The organism is Bradyrhizobium sp. CB82 (assembly GCF_029714405.1).
Taxonomy (GTDB): Bacteria; Pseudomonadota; Alphaproteobacteria; order Rhizobiales; family Xanthobacteraceae; genus Bradyrhizobium.
The window spans coordinates 7,914,638-7,936,337 of record NZ_CP121650.1 but is presented as its reverse complement, the minus strand read 5'-3'; the positions used below and the strand labels follow the sequence as shown (position 1 = coordinate 7,936,337).

At 59.7% G+C, this 21,700-nt stretch carries 11 protein-coding genes and 6 pseudogenes; 10 read left to right on the top strand and 7 right to left on the bottom strand.

Annotated elements, in window-relative coordinates; translation table 11 throughout:
* Window positions 1-84 precede the first annotated feature (84 nt).
* Window positions 85-924, top strand: coding sequence for an ABC transporter ATP-binding protein (locus QA640_RS38145; RefSeq protein ID WP_283037829.1), 840 nt, complete (start codon window positions 85-87; stop codon window positions 922-924).
* Window positions 925-949: 25 nt separating this feature from the next.
* Here QA640_RS38145 and QA640_RS38140 read toward each other — a convergent pair whose 3' ends face one another.
* Window positions 950-2,497, bottom strand: coding sequence for an IS1182 family transposase (locus QA640_RS38140; RefSeq protein ID WP_283037828.1), 1,548 nt, complete (start codon window positions 2,495-2,497; stop codon window positions 950-952).
* 103 nt (window positions 2,498-2,600) lie between these two features.
* Here QA640_RS38140 and QA640_RS38135 point away from each other — a divergent pair, with 103 nt between their 5' ends.
* On the top strand, window positions 2,601-2,849 hold the full coding sequence (locus tag QA640_RS38135; RefSeq protein ID WP_283037827.1) for a TOBE domain-containing protein: 249 nt from the start codon (window positions 2,601-2,603) through the stop codon (window positions 2,847-2,849).
* Window positions 2,850-3,251: 402 nt separating this feature from the next.
* Window positions 3,252-4,925: a thiamine pyrophosphate-binding protein gene (locus tag QA640_RS38130; RefSeq protein ID WP_283037826.1), complete on the top strand. Its 1,674-nt coding sequence runs from the start codon at window positions 3,252-3,254 to the stop codon at window positions 4,923-4,925.
* A gap of 284 nt (window positions 4,926-5,209) precedes the next feature.
* On the opposite strand, the pseudogene QA640_RS38125 reads toward QA640_RS38130, so the two are convergent.
* Window positions 5,210-6,443, bottom strand: a pseudogene (locus tag QA640_RS38125) (IS5 family transposase); the annotation flags it as partial.
* A gap of 11 nt (window positions 6,444-6,454) precedes the next feature.
* Here QA640_RS38125 and QA640_RS38120 point away from each other — a divergent pair.
* A complete protein-coding gene (locus tag QA640_RS38120; RefSeq protein WP_283037825.1) occupies window positions 6,455-6,709 on the top strand; it encodes a hypothetical protein in 255 nt (84 codons plus the stop codon).
* A 107-nt stretch (window positions 6,710-6,816) separates the two neighbouring features.
* On the opposite strand, the gene QA640_RS38115 is transcribed toward QA640_RS38120, so the two are convergent.
* On the bottom strand, window positions 6,817-8,070 hold the full coding sequence (locus tag QA640_RS38115) for an IS701 family transposase (protein ID WP_283037824.1): 1,254 nt from the start codon (window positions 8,068-8,070) through the stop codon (window positions 6,817-6,819).
* Between the two features lie 637 nt (window positions 8,071-8,707).
* On the opposite strand from QA640_RS38115, the gene QA640_RS38110 reads away from it, so the two are divergent.
* Window positions 8,708-10,048, top strand: coding sequence for an NtaA/DmoA family FMN-dependent monooxygenase (locus QA640_RS38110; protein WP_283037823.1), 1,341 nt, complete (start codon window positions 8,708-8,710; stop codon window positions 10,046-10,048).
* A gap of 186 nt (window positions 10,049-10,234) precedes the next feature.
* Window positions 10,235-11,233, top strand: a complete 999-nt coding sequence (locus QA640_RS38105; RefSeq protein ID WP_283037822.1) for a flavin reductase — start codon at window positions 10,235-10,237, stop codon at window positions 11,231-11,233.
* 271 nt (window positions 11,234-11,504) lie between these two features.
* Here the strand turns inward: QA640_RS38105 and QA640_RS38100 are convergent.
* Window positions 11,505-11,719 (bottom strand): annotated as a pseudogene (locus QA640_RS38100) (transposase); the annotation flags it as partial.
* Window positions 11,720-11,981: 262 nt separating this feature from the next.
* Here QA640_RS38100 and QA640_RS38095 point away from each other — a divergent pair.
* Window positions 11,982-13,163, top strand: a pseudogene (locus QA640_RS38095) (IS110 family transposase); the annotation flags it as partial.
* A gap of 352 nt (window positions 13,164-13,515) precedes the next feature.
* Here QA640_RS38095 and QA640_RS38090 read toward each other — a convergent pair.
* A pseudogene (locus QA640_RS38090) lies at window positions 13,516-14,499 on the bottom strand (IS256 family transposase); the annotation flags it as partial.
* 425 nt (window positions 14,500-14,924) lie between these two features.
* Here QA640_RS38090 and QA640_RS38085 point away from each other — a divergent pair.
* Window positions 14,925-15,773, top strand: a complete 849-nt coding sequence (locus QA640_RS38085; RefSeq protein WP_283037821.1) for a CmcJ/NvfI family oxidoreductase — start codon at window positions 14,925-14,927, stop codon at window positions 15,771-15,773.
* 310 nt (window positions 15,774-16,083) lie between these two features.
* On the opposite strand, the gene QA640_RS38080 is transcribed toward QA640_RS38085, so the two are convergent.
* The gene (locus tag QA640_RS38080; protein WP_283037820.1) at window positions 16,084-17,388 is read right to left on the bottom strand and encodes an IS701 family transposase; all 1,305 of its coding nucleotides are present in this window, start codon (window positions 17,386-17,388) and stop codon (window positions 16,084-16,086) included.
* Between the two features lie 464 nt (window positions 17,389-17,852).
* Between QA640_RS38080 and ltrA the strand changes: the two genes are divergently transcribed.
* Window positions 17,853-19,328, top strand: coding sequence for a group II intron reverse transcriptase/maturase (gene ltrA, locus QA640_RS38075; RefSeq protein ID WP_283037819.1), 1,476 nt, complete (start codon window positions 17,853-17,855; stop codon window positions 19,326-19,328).
* A 214-nt stretch (window positions 19,329-19,542) separates the two neighbouring features.
* Here the strand turns inward: ltrA and QA640_RS38070 are convergent.
* Window positions 19,543-20,766: pseudogene (locus QA640_RS38070) on the bottom strand (IS701 family transposase).
* Window positions 20,767-20,901: 135 nt separating this feature from the next.
* Between QA640_RS38070 and QA640_RS38065 the strand changes: the two are divergent.
* Window positions 20,902-21,648: pseudogene (locus tag QA640_RS38065) on the top strand (IS5 family transposase).
* Window positions 21,649-21,700: the final 52 nt, after the last annotated feature.

The following is a 21,700-nucleotide window of genomic DNA, read 5'->3' as shown; positions in this document are numbered from 1 at the left end:
AAAGTGGAAACGGTTGAACACATTCAGCGATATGGGCGGACGCGCGCGGGCCGCCCTGAATTTTCCGGTGAGGGAGTAACTCGGATGCATAATACCACCCTCGTTGGCGACCCGGTCCCCCACGCGATCGCGCTGAACGGCATATCGAAGAGGTATGGCCCGGTGACGGCGCTGCATCCGACCGATTTGAGTGTAGAGAGGGGCGAATTCTTGACGCTGCTTGGTCCATCGGGCTCCGGCAAGACGACATTGCTCAACCTGATCGCAGGCGCGACCGGTCCGACGACGGGCACAATACTGTTTGACGCGTCCGACATTACCCGCATGCCTCCGCGGGAGAGGGGGATCGGAATGGTTTTCCAAAACTACGCGTTGATGCCGCACATGAGCGTGTTCGACAATGTGGCTTATCCGCTACGTGTGCGCCACCAGCCCGCGAAGGCAATCCGCGCTAAGGTGACCGAGGCGCTTGAGCGCGTTGGCCTGCGCGGCTTCGAAAACCGCAAGCCACGCCAGCTCTCGGGCGGTCAGCAGCAACGCGTCGGTATTGCGCGTTGCATTGTCTATTCGCCGGCCATCATAATGATGGATGAGCCGCTCGGGGCACTGGACAAGAACCTGCGCGAACAGATGCAAGGGGAGATTAAGCGTCTCCACAAGGATTTAGGCACGACCCTGATCTATGTCACCCACGATCAGGAAGAGGCGCTCAACATGTCTGACCGCATCTGCCTGATGAACATGGGCCAGGTTGCTCAGCTTGGGACGCCGGACGAACTGTATTTCCAGCCGCGCAGCCGTTTCGTGGCCGAGTTCATTGGCGAGTCGAACCTGATCGCTGGACGAGTTATTAGCGGCAGTCGAATGGGAATCTCAGAAGGCATTTCCATTGAGGCTGGGCAAGTATCGCAAGTTCGCGATTAGACGGCGAGTGCGGGCTGCGAGGCGGTCAGTTGGGTTGAGGGCGGGCCGTCGTGGCGAGCAGGAGCGCCTGAAGCAGCCAATTCGCGATCTGGAGATGATTCTTGGCGAGGCAGGCCAGGAACTGGTCGAAGCCGAGGATGCAGAGCAGCCGGCTAAAGTTGTAGCATAGCGCCATCAGGCTCCATTCGCCGCGCACCTTGTCGAACCCACGCAGCAGGAAGTGCCGGTATCCGGCCCGGCATTTGAGAGTGCCGAACGGATGCTCGGCAAGCGCGGCCCGACGTCGCATCATGGTGTCAGCTTCCGGCTGCGCCATTCGCGCCCGATGCCGATCGATCACATCCTGATGCTCCCAGCGATAAATCTCCCGCCGCCGAGCCTTGTCGGTCAGGCAACGTGGGCGCAATGGACAAACACCGCAGTCCGACTGCAGGGCGGCATAGCGAACATGCCATTTGCCGCCGACGTCCTGCTTGCGGCTTTCCATCGGCCGGAGCTCGGTTGCCGCCGGACAGCGGTAGACGTTTTGCTCCGCGTCGTAGATGAAGTCTTTCAGGGTAAAGCGTCCCTGCTTCGCCAGTCGATTGTTCTTGTCGGCTTCCGGCACGTAGGCAACGATGCCGTCGGCTTCGCACGACCGCAGTGTCTCGCCATTGTAATAGCCGACATCGGCCGTCGCCTGCAGCGTCTCGACGCCGAGGTTCTCTTTCGCCGCGACCGCCATCGCGTGGAGCTGGCCGGTGTCGTTGCCGTCGTTGACCACCTCGCTCGCAACGATCAGCTTGTGCTTGTCGTCGACCGCGATTTGCACGTTGTAGCCGGCAACGACCTGCCCATTCTTCGATAGCAGTCGAGCGTCGCGATCGGTGCGGGACAACTGCGTTTCGCCGCTCTCCTCAAGCTTGGCCAGATCGGCCGCAATCCGCGTCCGCTTCTCCACCAGCGCGGCCATCTTCGCGGCAATATCCTCGCCGGTGGGCTCCCCAGGCCTCGCTGACGTTGCCTCCGTCGCATCGTTGGCATCCAGCGCCGCGCCATAGGCCTCGATGTCGCGCTCCACAGCGGCCAGCCGCTCCGCCAGCCGCTTGCTAGTGATGATGCTTCCCTTGCTCGCATCGCCATGGAAGAAGGCGCCATCGATCGCCACCAGTTCCCCGGCCAGCAGATTGAGTTCACGCGCCAGCAACACGAACTCGCGATTGGCTGCCTTGAGCGCGGCTCGGTTGTCCTTGCGGAAGTCTCCGATCGTGCGATAGCCCGGCGCCAGCCCGCGCAGCAGCCACATCACTTCGACATTGCGACGCGCCTCGCGCTCAAGCCGGCGCGATGACCGCACCTGATTGAGATAACCGTAGAGGTACAGCTTCAAGAGATCCGCCGGAGCGTATGCCGGCTGTCCCGCCCCGCCGCCGCCCTTGGCATATTTGAAGCCCAGCCCGGCCAAGTCGAGCGAACCCACATAGGCATCGATCGCTCGAACCGGATTGTCCGGCTCCACATAATCATCCATCCGCGGCGGAAGCAGACTTGCTTGCTCGCGGGATATCCCGCTCTTGAATGTCCGATTCGTCATGCCCAGAATCGTACACTGCAAGCCCCGCCAGCCTAGGGAATTCTTGCCCAGCCTCATTGCTATTCCCGCACACACATGGGCTGAGGGTGCGGATCTCTTGGTGATGATCCGACCCGAGAGAATACGGATCGCGAACGCCCAGGAGAATGTCGGGGAGAGCGACAACATCCTGAGCGGCGAAGTCATAAGCATCTCGTTCGTCGGTGGCATGACCCGCGTGGCGGTCCGGACTGAAAACGGTCTGGCCGTTACGGCCAAGATGATGTCGGAACGCGCCGAATCGAGGCTCGATCTTGGAGTGCGCGTGCGGCTCTGTTGGGCGACGTCTGATATGGTCGTTTTAGACCAATGAGCTCCCCTGAATTGCCGAGGTGGGAGAAAATCAGAGCGCGTTAAGCTATAATTCGCGGCGTTGAAGCCATACTGGCACGTTTATCTGCCGGTTTCGGGCTACGGGATGAGGATCATGATTTGCCTGCCTACAGTTTTCTGGCGGGAAGAGAGCGGAAAGCGATGAAAATGTCCGGGGCGGCGTGAAATCTTGCGGACGCACAGGATTCCGGCCGTCTTGGAGCTTCTTTTAGGGAAAATCGGCTTTGGTCTATTCTATACACAGCGAGGCAACGATCGGTTTCTAAAAATCGAAGCCGGGATCGAGAATGATAGCTGCGGCAGCGATCCGATAGGCGCACCACTCGATAACTGTCCGTAATGCACTGGCCGCTAATCGCTCCCCTCCCTGCAAGGAACACTTATGGATCAATCAATCGATGCCAAAGTCAGTCTGCGGACCGGCGGCCAAATTCTGGTCGACCAGCTAGTCGCGCAGGGGGTCGAACGTGTGACTTGTGTTCCCGGTGAGAGTTATCTTGCGGCGCTTGATGCGCTACATGATGCGAACATCGACGTTATGACCTGCCGCGCCGAAGGCGGTGCCGCAATGATGGCGGAGGCTTACGGCAAGCTCACGGGGCGGCCCGGTATCTGCTTTGTCACTCGAGGTCCCGGGGCAACCAACGCAAGCCATGGCGTGCATATTGCAATGCAAGATTCTACCCCGATGATTCTTTTTATCGGGCAAGTCGATAGCACCATGCTCGAGCGCGAGGCCTTCCAGGAGGTCGACTATAAAGCTGTGTTCGGCAGCCTGGCAAAATGGGTGGTTGAGATCGATCATCCTGGCCGGATTCCAGAGCTGGTGGCCCGTGCATTTCGCATAGCAATGCAAGGACGCCGCGGTCCCGTTGTCGTGGCGTTGCCTGAAAATATGCTGACCGAAGCGGCTAGCGTTAACGACGCTCCGCGCGTCGAGCCGGCACGAAGTTGGCCTGCGCCGTCGGACATCCAGCAGCTTGGCGTGCTACTCGCGAAGGCTAGGGCACCGTTGGTCATTCTCGGCGGCTCGGGTTGGGACGAGGTAGCAAGTAAACGCATCCTTGGCTTCGTGGAACGCTTCGATTTGCCGGTCGTAACTTCATTTCGTCGTGCGTCGCTGTTCGACGCCGATCATCCGAACTATGCTGGCGATCTCGGCATCGGAGCTGATCCGCGCCTGAAGGCGCGTGTCACCGGCGCCGACCTCATCCTCTTGATCGGCGGCCGATTGTCGGAAATTGCGTCATCGTCATATACATTGCTCGATATTCCCTCGCCGGCGCAGCCGCTCGTTCATGTGCATCCCGGTGCGGAAGAGCTGGGTCGTGTATATCAGCCGACACTCGCGATCCAAGCGACCCCCATCGCCTTTGCTCAAGCCGTCGAGACACTCAAGCCGGCCATTGCCCCCGCTTGGACTGGCGAAGCGGCGAAAGCGCATGCCGATTATCTAAAGTGGAGCGAGATGCCGCGCGAACTGCCGGGCTCCTTCCAATATGGCCACGTGCTTGCATGGTTGCGCGATCGCCTACCTACCAACGCGATCGTTTGTAATGGCGCGGGCAACTATGCGGGCTGGCTACATCGGCACCACCGCTTCCACGTTTTCGCAACCCAGCTTGCGCCAACGTCGGGCTCCATGGGCTACGGCGTGCCGGCCGCGGTTATGGCAAAACGGCAACATCCCGATCGTGTTGTCGTCGCCTTCGCAGGCGACGGTTGTTTTCTAATGAATGGGCAGGAGTTCGCGACAGCCGTGCAATATGGCGCCCCGATCATCGTGATCCTTGTCGATAACAGCCAATATGGCACTATTCGCATGCATCAAGAGCGCGAATATCCGGGCCGCGTCATCGGTACACAGCTGCGAAATCCCGATTTTGCTATGTATGCTAAAGCGTTTGGTGGTCATGGCGAACGGATAGAGCAGACCCAGGAGTTCAGGCCTGCTTTCGAACGTGCGCTTGCTTCGGGTAAACCGGCTATCCTGCATTGCCTGCTCGATCCGCGCGCGATCTCGGTCGGAATAGATTTTGCGCCTACCAGGGCTTGATCCGTGCCTGAGAGTGGAGCTCGTGACTGGATCGGACCGAGCCAAACGCTGCGATGGCGTCTTTAGGTTTTTCACGCCGACAGTTTACTTGCACCGCAATTGCTGGCCATCTGGGTTCCACTATTCCGCAGAGTTCGTTCCGGACAGTCAGTACAGTGTCGAACAAACGGTGCTTAAGGCGTCGTCCGTGAAGAACCAGCGCGACGCCCGGCTCAAGCGATGTTTTCGGCCGGGAGGGTATCGAGGAACGCGCGGATAGTGACGCGCAAGAACTCTGCCAGTCATCGCAGGAGCAGGCCGAAGTTGTAGCGGGCAGCGGCGAGGACAGCGTTGATGCGGTCGCCGATGCGCCCCTTGAGATAATTGCGGTCCATGCGATCCTCGGCCTTGATATGGCCGATGACGGGCTCGACAGCCGCGCGACGCTTCATCTCGCGGCGGATGGAAGCCGTGACGCGGCGGACCTGACCCGAGATCCAGACCCTGAACCGATGCGGGTGGTTGTGGCCGCGATACCCTTTGTCGACGTGGATGCGGCGAGTCGGCGAGTCTCCACGCCGGTGAGCTTCTCCATGTCGGCGATCACAGGGTCGAGCGTGTGCCCGTCGAAGGGATTGCCATGCAGTGCCTTGGCGTGGAGCACGAACTGTCCGCCCTTCGGAGACGTCACGGGGTGGCAATACTGACCTTGCAGCCGAACTCGTAAGGCGCGCGGGCTTTCCCCTTGCTGATGCACTCGACCTCAGGGGCATGTAACGCATAGACCTTCGGGCGCTACACCGAGCAGCGGGCCAAAGCGAGCTTCCAGCACCGCATCGCCATCGATCTTGCGGCGGATGTCGCGGATGATCCGGCCAAGCCGTTTCCGCAGGAACTTGAGCTGGCGCCGGGCGCGTTTGAACTGGTGGGCGTGGGTATAGCGGCCGACCATGATGGCGGCGCGTTTGGCCAGGCGCAGATAGCTCTGGCGCAGCGGCACACGATTGCGCTTGGCGAGGCCGACGAGCTTGATGATGGCCCGATGCATCAGCCGCGCATCGGTCGGATGTGCAACTCCCTTGGGCTGCACTGTGGTATCAACGACCACCCGCTCCAGGTCCTTGGGGCCGATCGCGCCAGTCTTGTGCGCCACCGACAGACTTTCCTGGATCAGCGCGACGAGCTGTTCCTCGCCGAGCCGCTGGCGCCAGCGTGTCATCGACGATCGATCGAACGGCAGACGGTGGCAGAAGTTCATTTCGCCGCAGAAGTATTGGTAATAGGGGTTCTCGATGCAGCGGGCGCACAGCACCTCATCTGACAGGTTGTGCATGTGCTTCAAAATGAACAGGCCAGCGACAAGCCGCGTCGGCAGGCCAGGCTGCCCCGACCCTGCTTGCACACCGAACTAAAGCGGTCATCCAGGATGTTCCAGTCGATCAACATCGCCAACCGCACCAGCGGGTGACCCATGTCGATGATTTGATCGAGGGCCAGAAGCAGCAGGTCTTTCTGGCGATCATCCCGCGGTTTGCTCATCGCCTTCCCCAATGCCGGTGACCCGCGGTCAGGGAATCACGAATCGCTCAAAAGCAAAATCCCAAAACGCAGGAAAGCGTGGTCCAACACACCGCTTTCCTGCAAAATCCAACACTGTATCAACACCGCTTCTGGTTATTTCTCAGGCCATTCCGCATTCATCACGAACGACTAAGGCGGCGATGAAGCGGTTCATGCTTGTCGAAGTCGAAATCGATCCGGGCGACGTGATGATCTTCGATGGAAATCTAGCATTACAGTCGTAATTTTTGTTTGATGTGGGCTTTTTGAGCAATCGCTTGGTGAGCGCGTCGCCACAGCGACCATGCGATGACATAGCCAGGTCGAATTCGTTTTCGCGCGAGCCGCTGCGCTACTCTGCGGATTTCCTGGACCGACCAACGGATGAGGTGTTGCGTGTTGGGAGAGCGCGCGATGTGTTTTTTTGGGGCGGCGCGTTAGCTTTTCGGCGAATGGCGGCCATCATGGCGAAGGTCAACATGACAAGCGACACATGACGATGCCAACCATGCCAGGATCGCGTTTCATTGTGATCAAGGCCCAACTCGTTCTTGTCGGTCTCAAAGCTATCTTCAATCGCCCAGCGATGTCCCTCTACAGCGACCAACTTCTTGATGGAAGTTCCGGCTGGAAACCAGGTGGTGAAGTAAGCGAGGTCGCCATCAACGATATGGCGTCGGATCAGCAGGCCGCGCGTCCACAGGCCGCTGCGCTCCTCGTTGAACTCGCCGGCCTCGAGATCGGCGAGTTCAAGGTAGGCCCAATCATGCAGGCGCGGCCCCTTGGTTCCGTCGCCAGCCGACAGGCGTTGCCAGTCGGCCGGCTTTAGCGTTCTGGCGATCTCTTCCGCCGAGCCGCTGATCAACCGCTTCTGGCTCCAGGATCCGAACCAGTGATTGGCGGCGACGCCGAGCACGTAGCCTTTGCCGGCCTGGCGCAAATCTCGCTCGATGTCGCCGACGCCGTAGACGCTGTCGCCCGCAACCCAGGCGAATGGGACGCGCGCCGCAATGGCGCGCGCGATCATCTTCGCGGCAAGTTGCGGTTTCGTCGCAAAGCCGACATCGCCTGGCACATGAGCGGCTTTCAGGCGACGCGGATCCTCCGTCCAGCTTTTCGGCAGATAGAGCGCGCGGTCCATGAAGGCATGGCCGTGACGCGACACATAGGTCGCGAACACGCCGATCTGACAATTCGTAATCTTCCCGGCCGAACCGGTGTATTGTCGCGCCACTCCGCAGGAGGCCTTGCCCTGCTTGAGAAAGCCAGTCTCGTCGATAACCAGCACCGCGCCTTCATCACCGAGATGCTCGACCACGTAATCGCGCACCAGATCTCGCAGCTCGTCTGCGTCCCATCGGTCTCGGCCCAAAAGCTCCTGCTGGCGCCATGGGCCAGGATCGCCCGCTGCCTCCGCTCGCATCCAACCTGTCTTACGCCGCTCTTCGCTCAGCAATCCATCAATGAACGTGCCCGCGCTCGCCGCCGTACGCTCCTGCGCAAACAATGGACGTATCCGTCGCTTCACGTCCCGAAGCGACGACGCCCACAACTCCAGCACCGTTTCGATCGGCGCGCCCGTCGTCCATGATTGAGATCGAATCATGGTGATGCATCGAGTCAGAACTCGCGAAAGCGCGCAACAAAAATTACGACTGTAATGCTAATACACCACTCCGGTCCAAATCGCTCGAATACAGGCCTGTGGTCATATCTCTCCTACTATAACGCATCAAGAATGGGAATTATAAGGAATCGCATGAATATGGGCACTACGAGCCGCTGAAGAAGATCTCAGCCGCCAGCATCCTGATGTCGTCCAATCGCGTTGTGTGAGGCCGTTCGTGGTCCACAGCCGACAGACAGAGGCGATGACTAAGGCCCTTGTTGGACACCGAAGTCCGTTCAGCCTTCCTGATCAGAGACTGCGGTCATCCCTTCAGCTGCTACAAGACGCCTGCGAACGCGATGCAGCAGCATTCAGATGTTCAGCGGGACCCACGATCCTGCGTAAAGTCGCCGAATTATGCCGCTAAAACAACGGATACGCAGTCTTTCTGCGATTTTGCGCCCCTATTTGCAGCGAAAATGGTCTGGGTCTGGATAAGGTTCGGCTGGTATCACTAGGCTGATGATTGCGCCGCACCCAGCGCGCAAGTGTGATTGCGCGGGTCGATTGAGTGCCAGATGCCAGTATGATGCGCATCCGCTGACTGCGCTTGAACTGAGAGGGAAACATTGCAATGAAACAAATTCATCTTGGCTACGCTCTGTTCAATTACGGAACGCACCCTGCGGGATGGACATCCCACACCAAGGATATCGCGACAAACATAGAACATTTCAAACGCTGCGCCAGGATTGCCGAAGAAGCTAAATTTGACATGCTGTTCAGGGCTGACGCGCTTTTTTGTCACACGAAGAATATCGAGGCGTGGAGTCGAAACCCGTACCACATGAATTCGATCGAGCCTCTGACGCTACTCGCTGCGTTGTCTCAGGTAACGTCAAAGATTGGATTGGCTGGAACCGTCAGCACCTCATATTCGGAGCCATACAACATCGCTCGTCAACTCGCATCGCTGGACCATGTGAGTCACGGGCGCGCCGCCTGGAACGTCGTAACTTCGGCGAGTACTCAGGCGGCTAAGAATTTTGGCGAATCCAAGATACCATCGCACGAGGAGAGATATGGTCGTGCCAAAGAGTACGTTGAGGCGGTCCAGGCGTTGTGGGACACTTACGAGGATGATGCCTTTGTGCTTGATCCGTCGACGGGCTATCACTTCGACCCGAAAAAATTCCATCCCGTTTCCTATAGCGGAAAGTACATCCGCGTTGAGGGCGCGCTAAATGTTGCCCGCCCGCCGCAGGGGTATCCCGTCCTAGTGCAAGCCGGATCTTCCGGGCCCGGCAAACAATTTGCCGCGGAAACAGCTGAGGTCGTATTCTCGCTAAGTCGTGACAAGCGCGCGGCCCAAGCGTTTTATAAGGACATGCAGGATCGAGTCTCGTCCGCTGGTCGCGACCGTAGCAGCTTCAAAGTCCTTCCGGCGCTAGTGGTCGTCGTAGGGGAGACAAAGGCGGAAGCCGAAGCGTACTATGCTAGCCTTGAGGCGCGAGTGCCCAACATCGTCAAGCTTGAGGAGCTGTCACTTGATCTCGGAGTCGACATAACGAAGTTGCCCCTGGACCGTCCGGTTCCGCTCGAAATGCTGCCTACGGATACGAACTATATCGCGGGTATATTTCAGGCGGCGGCCGAACTCGTGCGTACAGGCAAGCCTCTTGGCGAAATCTTGCCGTTCTATCGTCAGCCTTCGGCGGGTACTCCGCTTTGCGGGTCTGCGGCCGAAATTAGCGATTTTATCGAAGAGTGGGTTGCTGACGGAGCTTGCGACGGTTTTAATATCATTTCTCCGTCAGAGCCCCGCGGGCTCGAAACCTTGGCTGCAAACGTGATCCCAGAGTTGCAAAGACGCGGCTCATTCCGTCGCGAATACGAAGGGAACACGTTGAGAGACCATTTTGGATTGCCCCGCCCGAAGAGCCGGCACTCCAAGAGCGGTGACACTAGAGGTTAGTTTGACAGTGTATCTACTAAACGCCGGCCTTTGCATCTACGCGGGGAGTGGCGCCGCGCGATATCAGAGGCCATCGGGTGCCCCCGCCAGCGCTGGCTTCATCGTTGTCCTCGCCGATGAGTTCAATAGTCGCGGAAAGCCTCTTGTTGAAACGCGCAGTAGGGCTCCTGTGGAGTGTTAATTGAAATGACCGACGAAATTACACCGGCAATTTTGGAACCATCTATTCTAAGCGAGGGAAGAGCAGATTCAGATTCGCGATCTTTCCGAACTTGCTTAGGCCAGTTTGGTACTGGAGTCACCGTGATGACTTCGGAACTCAACGGCCGTCTTGCCGCTGTAACCGCAGGCTCGTTTTCATCATTGTCGCTCGATCCGCCACTGGTTCTCTGGTCAATCGGCCGCTCATCCCGCAGTGCGACTATCTTTGAACGAGCAACGAGATTCAACGTGAATGTCCTTGCCGAGGATCAAATCAGTGTTTCTCAGCACTTTGCGAGCTCTGCGGTTGACAAGTTCCATAATGTGCAATGGTTCAATGGTCATAATCAGTGTCCTGTGTTGCCAGGGATTGTCGCTTTGTTTGAATGCGACAAAGAAATTGTATATGAGGGCGGGGACCATCTGATCATAATCGGCAGGGTACATCGATTTGTAAGATATTCCGGAAAACCGCTCCTCTTTGTTCAGACACGATATGCAATCCCGCAAGTGCATCCGGAATTGCAGTCTCCGCCTACTTCTCTCACGGCAGCGCCCAAGGAGCTCAAGGAGATGGAGAAGTTATCCGAGTTGCTCCTCGAAGCAGCGCGACTTCGCGTTGGTCGCTTCGAAAAACACAGGCGGGCGGAAGGTGTCAATTATCTGCAGAGCCGAGCCCTGTTTGCGCTGTATGCGCGCTCAAATCAGGCCATCCCAGATCTTGCGCAAGAAATTCTTGCGGCGCCCGGCGACTGTACGGACACTGTCGCGGAGCTAATAGAACGGAAGCTGTTGACCAAGGATGATAGTGGGAAAGTGTCGCTGACAGACGCTGGGCGTGAAAAACGAAATGCAATCCTGAGGAGGTCGGACGTATACGAGGCAGAATGCTTGTCAGGATTTGAGAAAGAGCAAATTGGCGTAGTCCGCGGGTTCCTTGAAGAATTTATTCAGAGATTCACGGTTGCGGATTCCACGTTATAGAGCTTTGATTCTGTAATCCCGTATCATCTATGGATGTGATCGTCGCGGCTTGCCTCAGTCGCAAAATGACTGCGCTGGCTATTCAGCGGAAGACAGCAGAACATTGGCCGATGACTTGATCGCCTGGCGCTACGTTGTTGCGCCGAGCGGATTGTCTCGACGCCGTCTCTACGGAAGCAGAGCGACCAGAAGCTTTTCAGCTCGGATCGTGTCCCCGGGCGTGGTGTAGCTGGCAGTGGGTCACCGCGTTCGCCGGCATGGGCCGGATCGGTCAGGTGGCGATTGCCGGGAAACTGACGGCGGGATCATCGCCCAACGGGGCGATCGCTTCCAGTGTCATGTAGCGGCCGCGTGGACCGCCCACTCGTCGTTCTGTTCGAGCAGGATGACGCCGATCAGACGGGTCCTGGCGTCCTCATTGCGGAAGATGCCGACCACTTCGGTCCGCCGCTTGATCTCGCCGTTGACCCGTTCGAGCGGATTGGTAACCGGTATGAGATGTCTCGGTGCCAACGTTCCCGCTGCGGTGTTCTACATCGTGGCGTATGGTGCGACCATCGGGACAGAGGCACCGGGAGCACGAAGTGCGGGCAGGCCGATGTTATTCGATGAGCCGAGAGCTCGAGTTAGTAGCTGGCCGCCTCTGCGACTTCGCCCGGTTGCGCCGAGAGCGCGAATCCGTAGTTGTCGTGTCGCCCGCAGCTCCATGTGTCCGGCAGAGGAGGTGCGAATGCGACGGGTAATTGGCATTGATGTCCACCGAACCTTCGGGGAGGTGGTATTTTGGGAGAATGGCAGGCTTCGACATGCAGGCCGCATTGATATGACGCGGACTGCGCTGGAGGGATTTGGCAAGACCTTGCTGGCCAGTGATGAGGTTGTGCTCGAAGCGACCGGCAACAGCATGGCGGTCTCGCGAGTGCTCGCGCCATTCGTGGCGCGGGTGATTATCGCTAATCCGTTGCAGGTGAAGGCGATCGCCCAGGCTCACGTCAAGACCGACAAGATCGATGCCGGCACGCTCGCCAGTCTGCAGGCGGCGGGCTACCTGCCGCAGATCTGGACGCCTGACGCGGAGACCGAGCGCAAGCGCAGACTGGTGGCGCGGCGCTACCAGGTCGTGCGGCATCGCACGCGGCTCAAGAACGAGGTGCATTCGATCCTGCATGCACACCTGATCCCGAAGTGCCCACATGCCGATCTCTTCAACGCCCGCGGCCGGGCCTGGTTGGCCGCTCACCAGTTGCCGGACGATGAGCGCGCGGCCATCGATCGGCACGTCCGTGAGCTGGACCGGCTGGCGGACGACCTGGCTCTGCTCGATCGCGAGATCGCGCAGGACGCCATCGAGGATCTCGCGGTCAACAGATTGATGACGATCACCGGCGTCAATCTGGCGGTTGCCGCCGGCATAGTGGCGGCGATCGGCGACATCAGCCGGTTCGACAGCCCGCAGAAGCTAGTGAGCTATTTCGGGCTGAACCCGCGAGTGCGGCAGTCGGGACTGGGAGCCGCCCATCACGGTCGCATCAGCAAGATCGGCCGCAGTCACGCGCGCGCCATGCTGGTCGAGGCGGCCTGGGCCGCGGCCAAGGCGCCCGGTCCACTGCATGCTTTTTTCGTGCGGATCCGCGCCCGGCGTGGCCATCAGGTCGCCGCGGTGGCCGTGGCTCGCAAGCTCACGGTGCTCTGCTGGCATTTGCTGACGAAGGGCGAGGATTACCTGTGGGCGCGCCCGGCGCTGGTCGCCAACAAGACCCGCGCGATGCAACTTCAAGCTGGACATCCGCAACAGAAGGGCAGCCGGCGTGGACCAGCCTATGCCTACAACATCAAGGCGCTGCGCGACCGTGAGATGCTGATTGCCGCCCAGGCGGAGCGAAGCTACGAACGATTGGTGTCGCAATGGAAACCGCGGCGGCCAAAACCCGGCGCGCGGGCGCCTCAGCTCGGCAGGACAAAAAATAGGCAGTCCGGTGACGCTTGCAGCCGACGCGTCACGCTTCGCCACGAGGTCGCCCGCGCCCGACAACCATAACCGCCGCTGACGGCAAGTGCCAGCCAGGAATGCAGTCCCGTTCCACGCCAGCATGCCGCCGTGCTCGGGCCGGTCAAGGCCAAGCCGTGCGGTGGCCGCAAACGCGGCCAGCCTTGACCGACCCTGCGCGCGGCGGCTGCGAGATCGGTGGCCGGGACGGAAGAATGGCCCGCGGCGCGGCCGAACAAAAGAATGGACGCGATTTCCGCAATCGTCATCGCGGCGCGGTCATAAAAAATCGCTTGTCCATCTCATCCGTCGAGTGCAGCTTGGCGCGGTGCGCGGCCGGGAAGCTCATATAGGCCAGCACGTCGGTCTCGGCCTCATCGAGGAACGCCGCGAGCTTCGGCAGTTTGGGGCGTAGCTGATCGGCGATGCGCCTCCATTGCGCCCGCGCCGCCTCCGCATCATCCTGGGCAAAGGCGGTGGCGATGAAGGCGGAGACAACGCGCCGTCCGCTCTTGCCGGCATGCGCCAGCGCGTTGCGCATGAAGTGGACGCGGCAGCGTTGCCAAGTGACGTTGAGAACCTTTCCGACCGTGGCCTTGATCCCCTCATGGGCGTCGGAGACGACGAGCTTGACGCCGCGCAGGCCCCGCCGCGCCAGCTTGCGCAGGAACGCGGTCCAGAACGTCTCGGCCTCGGAGGGGCCGATGTCCATTCCGAGCACCTCGCGCCGACCATCGCTGTTGACGCCGACCGCGATGATCACCGCGACCGAGACGATCCGCCCGTTCTGGCGCACCTTCGCATAGGTGGCGTCGATCCACAGATAGGGCCAGTCGCCCTCGATCGGGCGATTGAGGAAGGCCTTCACCTTGTCGTCGATCTCGCCGCACAACCGCGACACCTGGCTCTTGTCATGCCCATCGCCTGCACCAGATCGTCGACCGACCGGGTGGAGACGCCCTGGACGTAGGCCTCCTGCACCACCGCGGTGAGCGCCTTCTCGGCCATCCGCCGCGGTTCGAGGAAGCCCGGGAAGTAGGAGCCCTTGCGCAGTTTGGGGATGCGCAGCTCGACGGTGCCGGCACGGGTCTCCCACCTCCGATCGCGGTAGCCGTTGCGCTGGACCTGGCGCTCCTGGCTCTTCTCGCCGTAACCGGCCCCGGTCAGCCCCTCGACCTCCAGCTCCATCAGCCGGTGGGCGGCAAAGCCGATCATCTCGCGCAACAGATCGGCATCTGGGTCTTCTCTACGAGCGCAGGTTCATCATGTCGTCGATCATCGGTGGTTCCTCGAATCAGGTTGGTGTCGCAATCCAAACCTTACCGACGAATCATCGGTGACCACCCGCAAAGCCGCTCGCTCGCTACGGCGCTATGTGGAGCGCGCGTCGCGAGCGGCTTTGCTAATCAGCTACACCACTCCTTGGGACACGACCCATAAGGCCAATCGGTGTGCGGCCTCCCAACTTGTTCGCTGCAAGTCTACGGGCGGGGTGTCTTGCTACGAGGTGTTCGCCACGTCAGCTTCGCCGTCGCGCGCGCTCAGCGGACACCATTGCGCACTACTGTTGCACTTAAGTCTGTCAAGGCATACGACATTGCAGTATTTCTGCATAGATGAGCATTTTTTCGCTGTCTTTAGGTTGGGCGCTCGCCTTAGGCTTCTATTGAGCAAAACTTCTTCATCTAGGGAGAAATAAGCAAGATGGAAAATACGAAACGAGTCTCATCGATTGCGCAAATAAACCGGGACGATCTTGAGTCCGTTCAGGGTGAGATTGCCTTCGGCCGACGCTCATGCGAGGAAAAAGCTCCTGAAGTCGTTTATCCGAGATACGAAAACATCCCAATGGTGAGTTATGACGTCACTGTCCGCAACGCGCGGCCGATCGTAGACGAGCTCTCGCTTGACCGGGAGGGCTTTACTCTTATTCAGCACAAGATCTCCTGTGCAAGCGAGCGCGATCCCGAGATCATGTGCAGCAAGTATCTGGAAGAAATGGTCCCGTTTATCAAGGACTATTTCAAAGCATCGTGGGTTGTTCCTAGGCGAGACGGCGTCATTGTTCGTCGTGCAGGCGGGGGAGGGCTTCCTGGAGTGAAGGGAGCTGCTGGAATGGCCCACATTGACTACGCGTCGATTGCCGCTCCTATGGTTGCCGCTCGCGAGAATCAACAACAGGGGATTACGATTCGACCCTATTCTCGGTTGATGATCATTCAAGCTTGGCGTGTGTTGTCGCCGCCCCCGCAGGACAACTCTTTAGCGGTCTGCGATTACTCCTCTGTCGTCGATCCAGATCTTCTTGTGCATGACTATACCTCGGATGTTGGGGTTCCTTGGAAGAGTGTACTTCTTCGGTATAGTCCACTTCACCGTTGGTACTACTTCCCGGAGCTGAAGCCGGACGAGCTCATTCTGTTCAAAGGCTATGACTCCGAAGAGAGTTGCAACGCGCCGACGCCTCACACAGGCTTTGACAATCGTCGCGCATATCCGAACGCCAAGCCCCGTGAGAGTATCGAAGCCCGCTTCTACGTGTACTACGCCTGAGTAGCTCGTCTTGCTTCCGCGGATTGTGGCGGCTGTGCAGTTCACAGTAATCCTGCGATTGCCTAGCGCGGTCCAGAAGAAGCGTGGAGCAGGACGTGCTATTTTTGCGCGGCCAATGGGGCGTGGGCCTTTGGCTCGCGCTTTGACCATTGCGAGGCTGGCGCTCGGCCTAGTTTTACTGCGTCACAAATTTCGATAGCTACTTTGACTTGAGACTGCCCTGATGCAACAAGGGCATCGAGATAGTGTGGACGCGAGAGCGACGCTCAATCCTCGCCGAACGGTCGCGATCGAATTTGGAACGTGCCGTTCAGGCCGCAATGGCGGACCCCCTCGGGCGATAAGTTTCGGGAATTGTAATTTCTTTGAAAAGCCCGGCGGAACCTGTTGCTGAGGGGGGAAGCGTCTCCCGCTCGGAGACCAGGAATCCGTAGGCCGCGATGCACAGCGTTGCGTGATGGTGGAAGCCGCGCCAGCCTCGCCCCTCGAAGTGGCCAAGGCCGATCTTCTGTTTGAGTTCGTGGTAGTCGCGCTCAATGCGCCAGCGCAGCTTGGCGGTGCCGACCAGCTGACGGAATCCAATGTTCGCCGGAAGCGTCGAGAACCAATATTTGGTGGGTGCTTCCTCGCCCCCCGGCCATTCGATCAGCAGCCATTCCTCCGGCCGGCTTTCGGCGAGCCAGTAATCTCGATGTGCCGCACGGATGCGCACACGGGCAAAGCGCGAGGATAAGCGTTCTGCCGTCCCCTCACGCCACGTGATCTTGCGCCAAGCATCCATTGGCAGACCAATCGCAAGCTTCTTAACTGAGATCGGTTGATACTTGCCATCACGTCGCAGCAACTTCGGAGGTCGTCCGCTCCCCGACCACTTCTTCGGCACCCGCGGCCCAGTGCCAGGGCGCCATACGGATGTTTGTGGCTGGATGCCGGCCACATAGTTCAAGCCGAGATCTGTGATGCTCGTATGCAGATCGGTATCAGCACCATAGCCGGCGTCCATCAGCACTACGCCACGCGGCAAGCCCCCTGCACAGGCCCAGCGCAATTGCTCAAGTGCGATGGCCGGCTTGGTTTTGAAGGTGATCTCCTTGGGCCCACCGGCTTTGCGCCGACGCGGACGGTCGGTCGCCCACTCCTTTGGTAGATAAAGGCGATACGCCACCAGCAGGCTCGCGTGATGGTTGGCAATCGAAAGGGTCACGGCGACCTGACAATTGTCTTGCTTGCCCAGTTGGCCGCAATATTGCCGTGCAACCCCGACCGAATGCCGCCCCTTCTTAGGAAAGCCCGTATCATCGATGATCCAAGCTTCGATCTCTCCGTGGCGTTCGATGCTCGGCAGCACTGACTCACGGACCTTGGCCAACACTTGCTGGTCCGACCAGTCGCCTTGACCGACAAAATGCAACAACGACTGGTGTTGCGCTGCTGTCCGCTCAGGAGCCGTGATGGCCGCCATCGGCTCGACACTCTTGCGATCGCAAGGCATCATCAGACCGGTGCAGTAATCGCGAAGCGGTTTGGCTCGGTCTGCGTGCCCGATCACGCTCGTAAGACCCTCAACATACGCCGAAAACCGCGACGCGACGTCCCCCGATTTTGCCAGACCCATCTCAGCCTCTCCGCATGCTGAAAAGATGAGTCTTCTCAAATATATGATTCTTCTCGGTAAAAGCCGCGACACTCTGACTCAGTCAGACTAGCATTACAGTTGGTGCGCCGGGAGACCGGCAAGGAGTAGGTGGTGGAAGTCCACTACGATGAAGGAATAGCGATCCACATCGGCCCCGAGCCGTGCGCGGGCATCCGCGAGGATGTCGGCGAAGCGTCGGCAGGGGAGCGCATAGGCCAGCCATTGAGCCGCGAAAGAATGTTTTTCCGAGAGCCGACGCTGTCAACTGAGCGGAAGGCAACACGAAGGGGTGCGATATCGCGAGCGCCCAGTCGTTTCGGCGTGGTCGCAGACCCTGGCATGTGCGGAAGCTTCTTGTACGGGAACCGGGAGATCTCTTGGTTGGCCAGATGCTCGCTGAGCAGCCTGGCCCGCGGTGGGAAGGCGAGGAGCCGTAGCCGCCGATGAACGATCAGGAGAAGTCTGACTCGGCCGTAGTAGCTACGAAGTCGCCGAATAAAGCCGGAGCTCCGGTGGCAGAGGCGATGGAGCCAAGGGCTAGGACCAAGGGGAACGCGGGACAGCAAAGCACGCACCGGACGCAGACCCGGGCTCGCGTGACCCAGGCGCTGGACCGCGTACGGCAAGCTGCAAAGCTTGGGAAGAAAGAGCGGTTCACTGCGCTTCTCCACCAGATCAACACTGACACGCTCCGGTTGGCGTTCTACGCGCTCAAGCGCAAAGCAGCCCCCGGCGTGGACGGTGTGACATGGCAGGACTTCGAGACAGACCTGGAGCCTCGGCTTGAGGATCTGCATCGTCGGGTCCATCGAGGAGCGTATCGGCCCCAACCGTCACGCCGGACGTATATCCCGAAGGCGGACGGCCGGGAGAGACCGTTGGCGATCGCGGCTCTGGAAGACAAAATCGTTCAGGGCGCAACCGTCATGGTGCTCAACGCCATCTACGAAGGCGACTTCGTCGGCTTCTCCTACGGGTTTCGACCCGGCCGGGGGCCACATGACGCGTTGGATGCCTTGGCGGTAGCGATCACCTCCCGGAAGGTGAACTGGATACTTGACGCCGACGTGCAAAACTTCTTCGGAAGTGTGAGCCAAGACTGGTTGGTCCGGTTTTTGGAGCACCGCATCGGCGACAAGCGCATCATCCGCCTAATCCGTAAATGGCTGAAGGCGGGCATCCTCGAAGACGGGGTCGTAACCGTGGATGACAGGGGCACGGGGCAAGGATCGGTGATTTCGCCGCTGCTCGCCAACGTTTACCTGCACTACACATTCGATCTTTGGGCCGAACGCTGGCGACGGCATGAGGCTCACGGCGATATGATTATCGCGCGCTATGCCGATGATCTGGTGGCCGGCTTCGAGCATGAGGACGACGCTCGCCGTTTCCTTGATGCGATGCGTGAACGGTTTGAGGCATTCGCGCTGTCGCTCCACCCGGACAAGACCCGCCTGATTGAGTTCGGTCGCCATGCGGCGGTCGCTCGCAAGAAACGCGGGCTCGGCAAACCGGAGACCTTCATGTTTCTGGGCTTCACCCACATCTGCGGCAGGTCACGCCGGGGGAACTTCCTGCTCGAAAGGAAGACCCGTCGCGATCGTCTGCGGACGAAGCTTCAGGATATCAAGGCAGAGCTGCGGTATCGAATGCACCAACCGATCCCCGTCCAGGGTAAATGGCTGAGACAGGTCATCACCGGCCACTTCGCCTACTATGCGGTTCCTGCAAACGGACGGGCGCTTTCAGCCTTCCGCTATTATGTGACCGACCTCTGGCGACGAACGCTTCGGCGGCGTAGCCAACGAGACGGCTTCACTTGGGATCGTATGACGAAGTTGGCAGATGACTGGTTTCCTCAACCCCGTATCCTGCATCCCTGGCCGCAACAGCGCTTCGCCGTCACACACCCAAGGTAGGAGCCGGATGCCTTAATTGGGCCCGTCCGGATCTGTGCGGGGGGGCGCTCAGCAATGAGCGTCCCTACCGCGAACAGTTTTTTGAGATGAGCTTTGCGCGCGTTGGCCTGATGAGCCCTGCGCCAGGATGACCATGCGAGGATGTAGGCGTGCGGGATGCGCCGCTGGGTTAGCTTCACGGCGATGCGCCGGATTTCCTGGAGCGACCAGCGGATCAAGAACGATGCTTCGGTCGAGGCCGCGGTCGCGTTTTTTTGGGCGATGGCCCTGTGTTGGCCCGCTGACGGATGACGGCCATCATAGCAAAGGCAAGCATGACGAGTGAGACATGGCGATGCCAGCCGTGCCAGGAGCGGGTTTCGTTGTGATCAAGGCCGAGCTCGTTCTTGGCGGTTTCGAAGCTGTCCTCGATGGCCCAGCGATGGCCTTCCACCGACACCAGCTTCTGCATGGACGTGCCCTTGGGGCACCATGTGGAGAAGAAGGCCAAGCTGCCGTCGCCAATGTTGCGGCGGATCAAAAGACCCCGCGTCCATTCCCCGGCAAGGTCATCATTGTATTCACCGGCGTCGAGATCGGCCAACTCAAGATAGGCCCAGTCGTGTCAGCGCGGACCTTTGGTCCCTTCGCCGGACGACAGGCGGTGCCAGGCCTTCTTGGGAAGGCTCTGCGCGATCGCGGAGGCGGTGCCGGCGACAGGCTGCGGCTTACCCCAAGAACGGAACACATGATTGGACGCAACCCCCAGAACATAGCCCTTGCCCGCCTTGCGCAGCAAGGTTTCGATCTCTCCCGTGCCATACACGCTGTCGGCCGCCACGAACGAGAACGGCACCTTTGCGGCGATCGCACGAGCGATCATGTGACGCGCGATCTTGGGCTTCGTCGCAAAGCCCACATCGCTCGGGACATGCGCTGCCGTCAGGCGAGCGGGTTCGTCCGTCCATTCCTTTGGCAAGTAGAGTGCCCGATCGATGAAGGCATGGCCATGCCGCGACACGTAGGCGGCGAACACCCCGATCTGGCAATTGGTGATCTTGCCCGCCGAGCCAGTATACTGGCGCGCGACCCCGCACGAGGCCTTGCCCTGTTTTAAAAACCCGGTCTCATCGATGACCAGAACCGCGTCCTCGTCGGACAGCGTTTCCAGCGCGTACTCACGGACAATGTCGCGCAGCGCGTCGGCGTCCCACTGCCCCCGGCCCAGGATCGCTTGCTGGCGCCACGGGCCTGGATCGCCGGCCGCTTCCGCCCGCATCCAACCCGTCTTGCGCGGCTCGTTGCCCAACAGTCCGTCGAGAAACTGCCCCGCCGCGGCCGCGACCCGCTCCTGCGTAAACAGCCGACGGATGCGTTGCTTGACATCTCGCAACGACGAAGCCCACAGCGTCAGCGTATCTTCAACCGACGCACCACCAATCATCAGATCCCGAATCATGGTCACCCATGGATTCAGAACATTCAATCAAATGCAACTGTAATGCTAGGACCAATCCACATTCAGGATTCCCATAGCTGAAAGATGCTGAATCAATGCGTTCCGAACTTCTTGATTCGGAGCGGGCTGATGAGTGTGAAGCGCTATGAGCTGAGCGACGCGCAATGGGCTCGGATTGCGCCTATGCTGCCAGGCAAGGTGGGTGATCCCGGCCGGTGTCGACAACCGCCTGTTCGTGAACGGGGTTTTGTGGGTTTTGCGGTCCGGTGCCTACTGGCAGCACCTGCCGGAGCGCTATGGCAAGTGGAAGAGCGTACACGCGCGGTTCACCCGTTGGGCCAAGGCCGGCGTGTGGGAGAAGGTGTTTGCCGAACTGATCAAGGATCGCGACAACAAATACCTGATGCTCGACACCACTATGGTTCGTGTCCACCAGCAGGCCGCGAGCGGAAAAGGGGGGCCAAAACTCAGGAATTGGGGCGTTCCCGAGGTGGATTGACGACCAAGATCCACATGCTCTGCGACAGCCTCGGTCGGCCGCTGCGCTTCATGCTCACCGCCGGCCAACGACACGACAACCTCACTGCAAAAGCCCTGCTCGAGGGCTTCACCGCCGAGGCCGTGCTGGCCGACAAGGCCTACGACAACAACGATCTCCGCACGACCATCGCAGACATGAACGCCGAAGTGGTAATCCCCTCAACCCGTTCTCGTAAGGTCCCCATCCCGCACGACGAGACGATCTACAAGCTACGTAATCGCATCGAGCGCTGCTTCAACAAGCTCAAACACTTCCGCCGTTTCGCCACGCGATACGACCGACGGGCAGACTACTTCCTCGCCTTCGTCCACCTCGCCGCAATCTGCATCTGGCTCCGCTGAATGTGGATTCGTCCTAGACCCTATGTTTGCCTTCTGAGGTGACGGGCGGCCC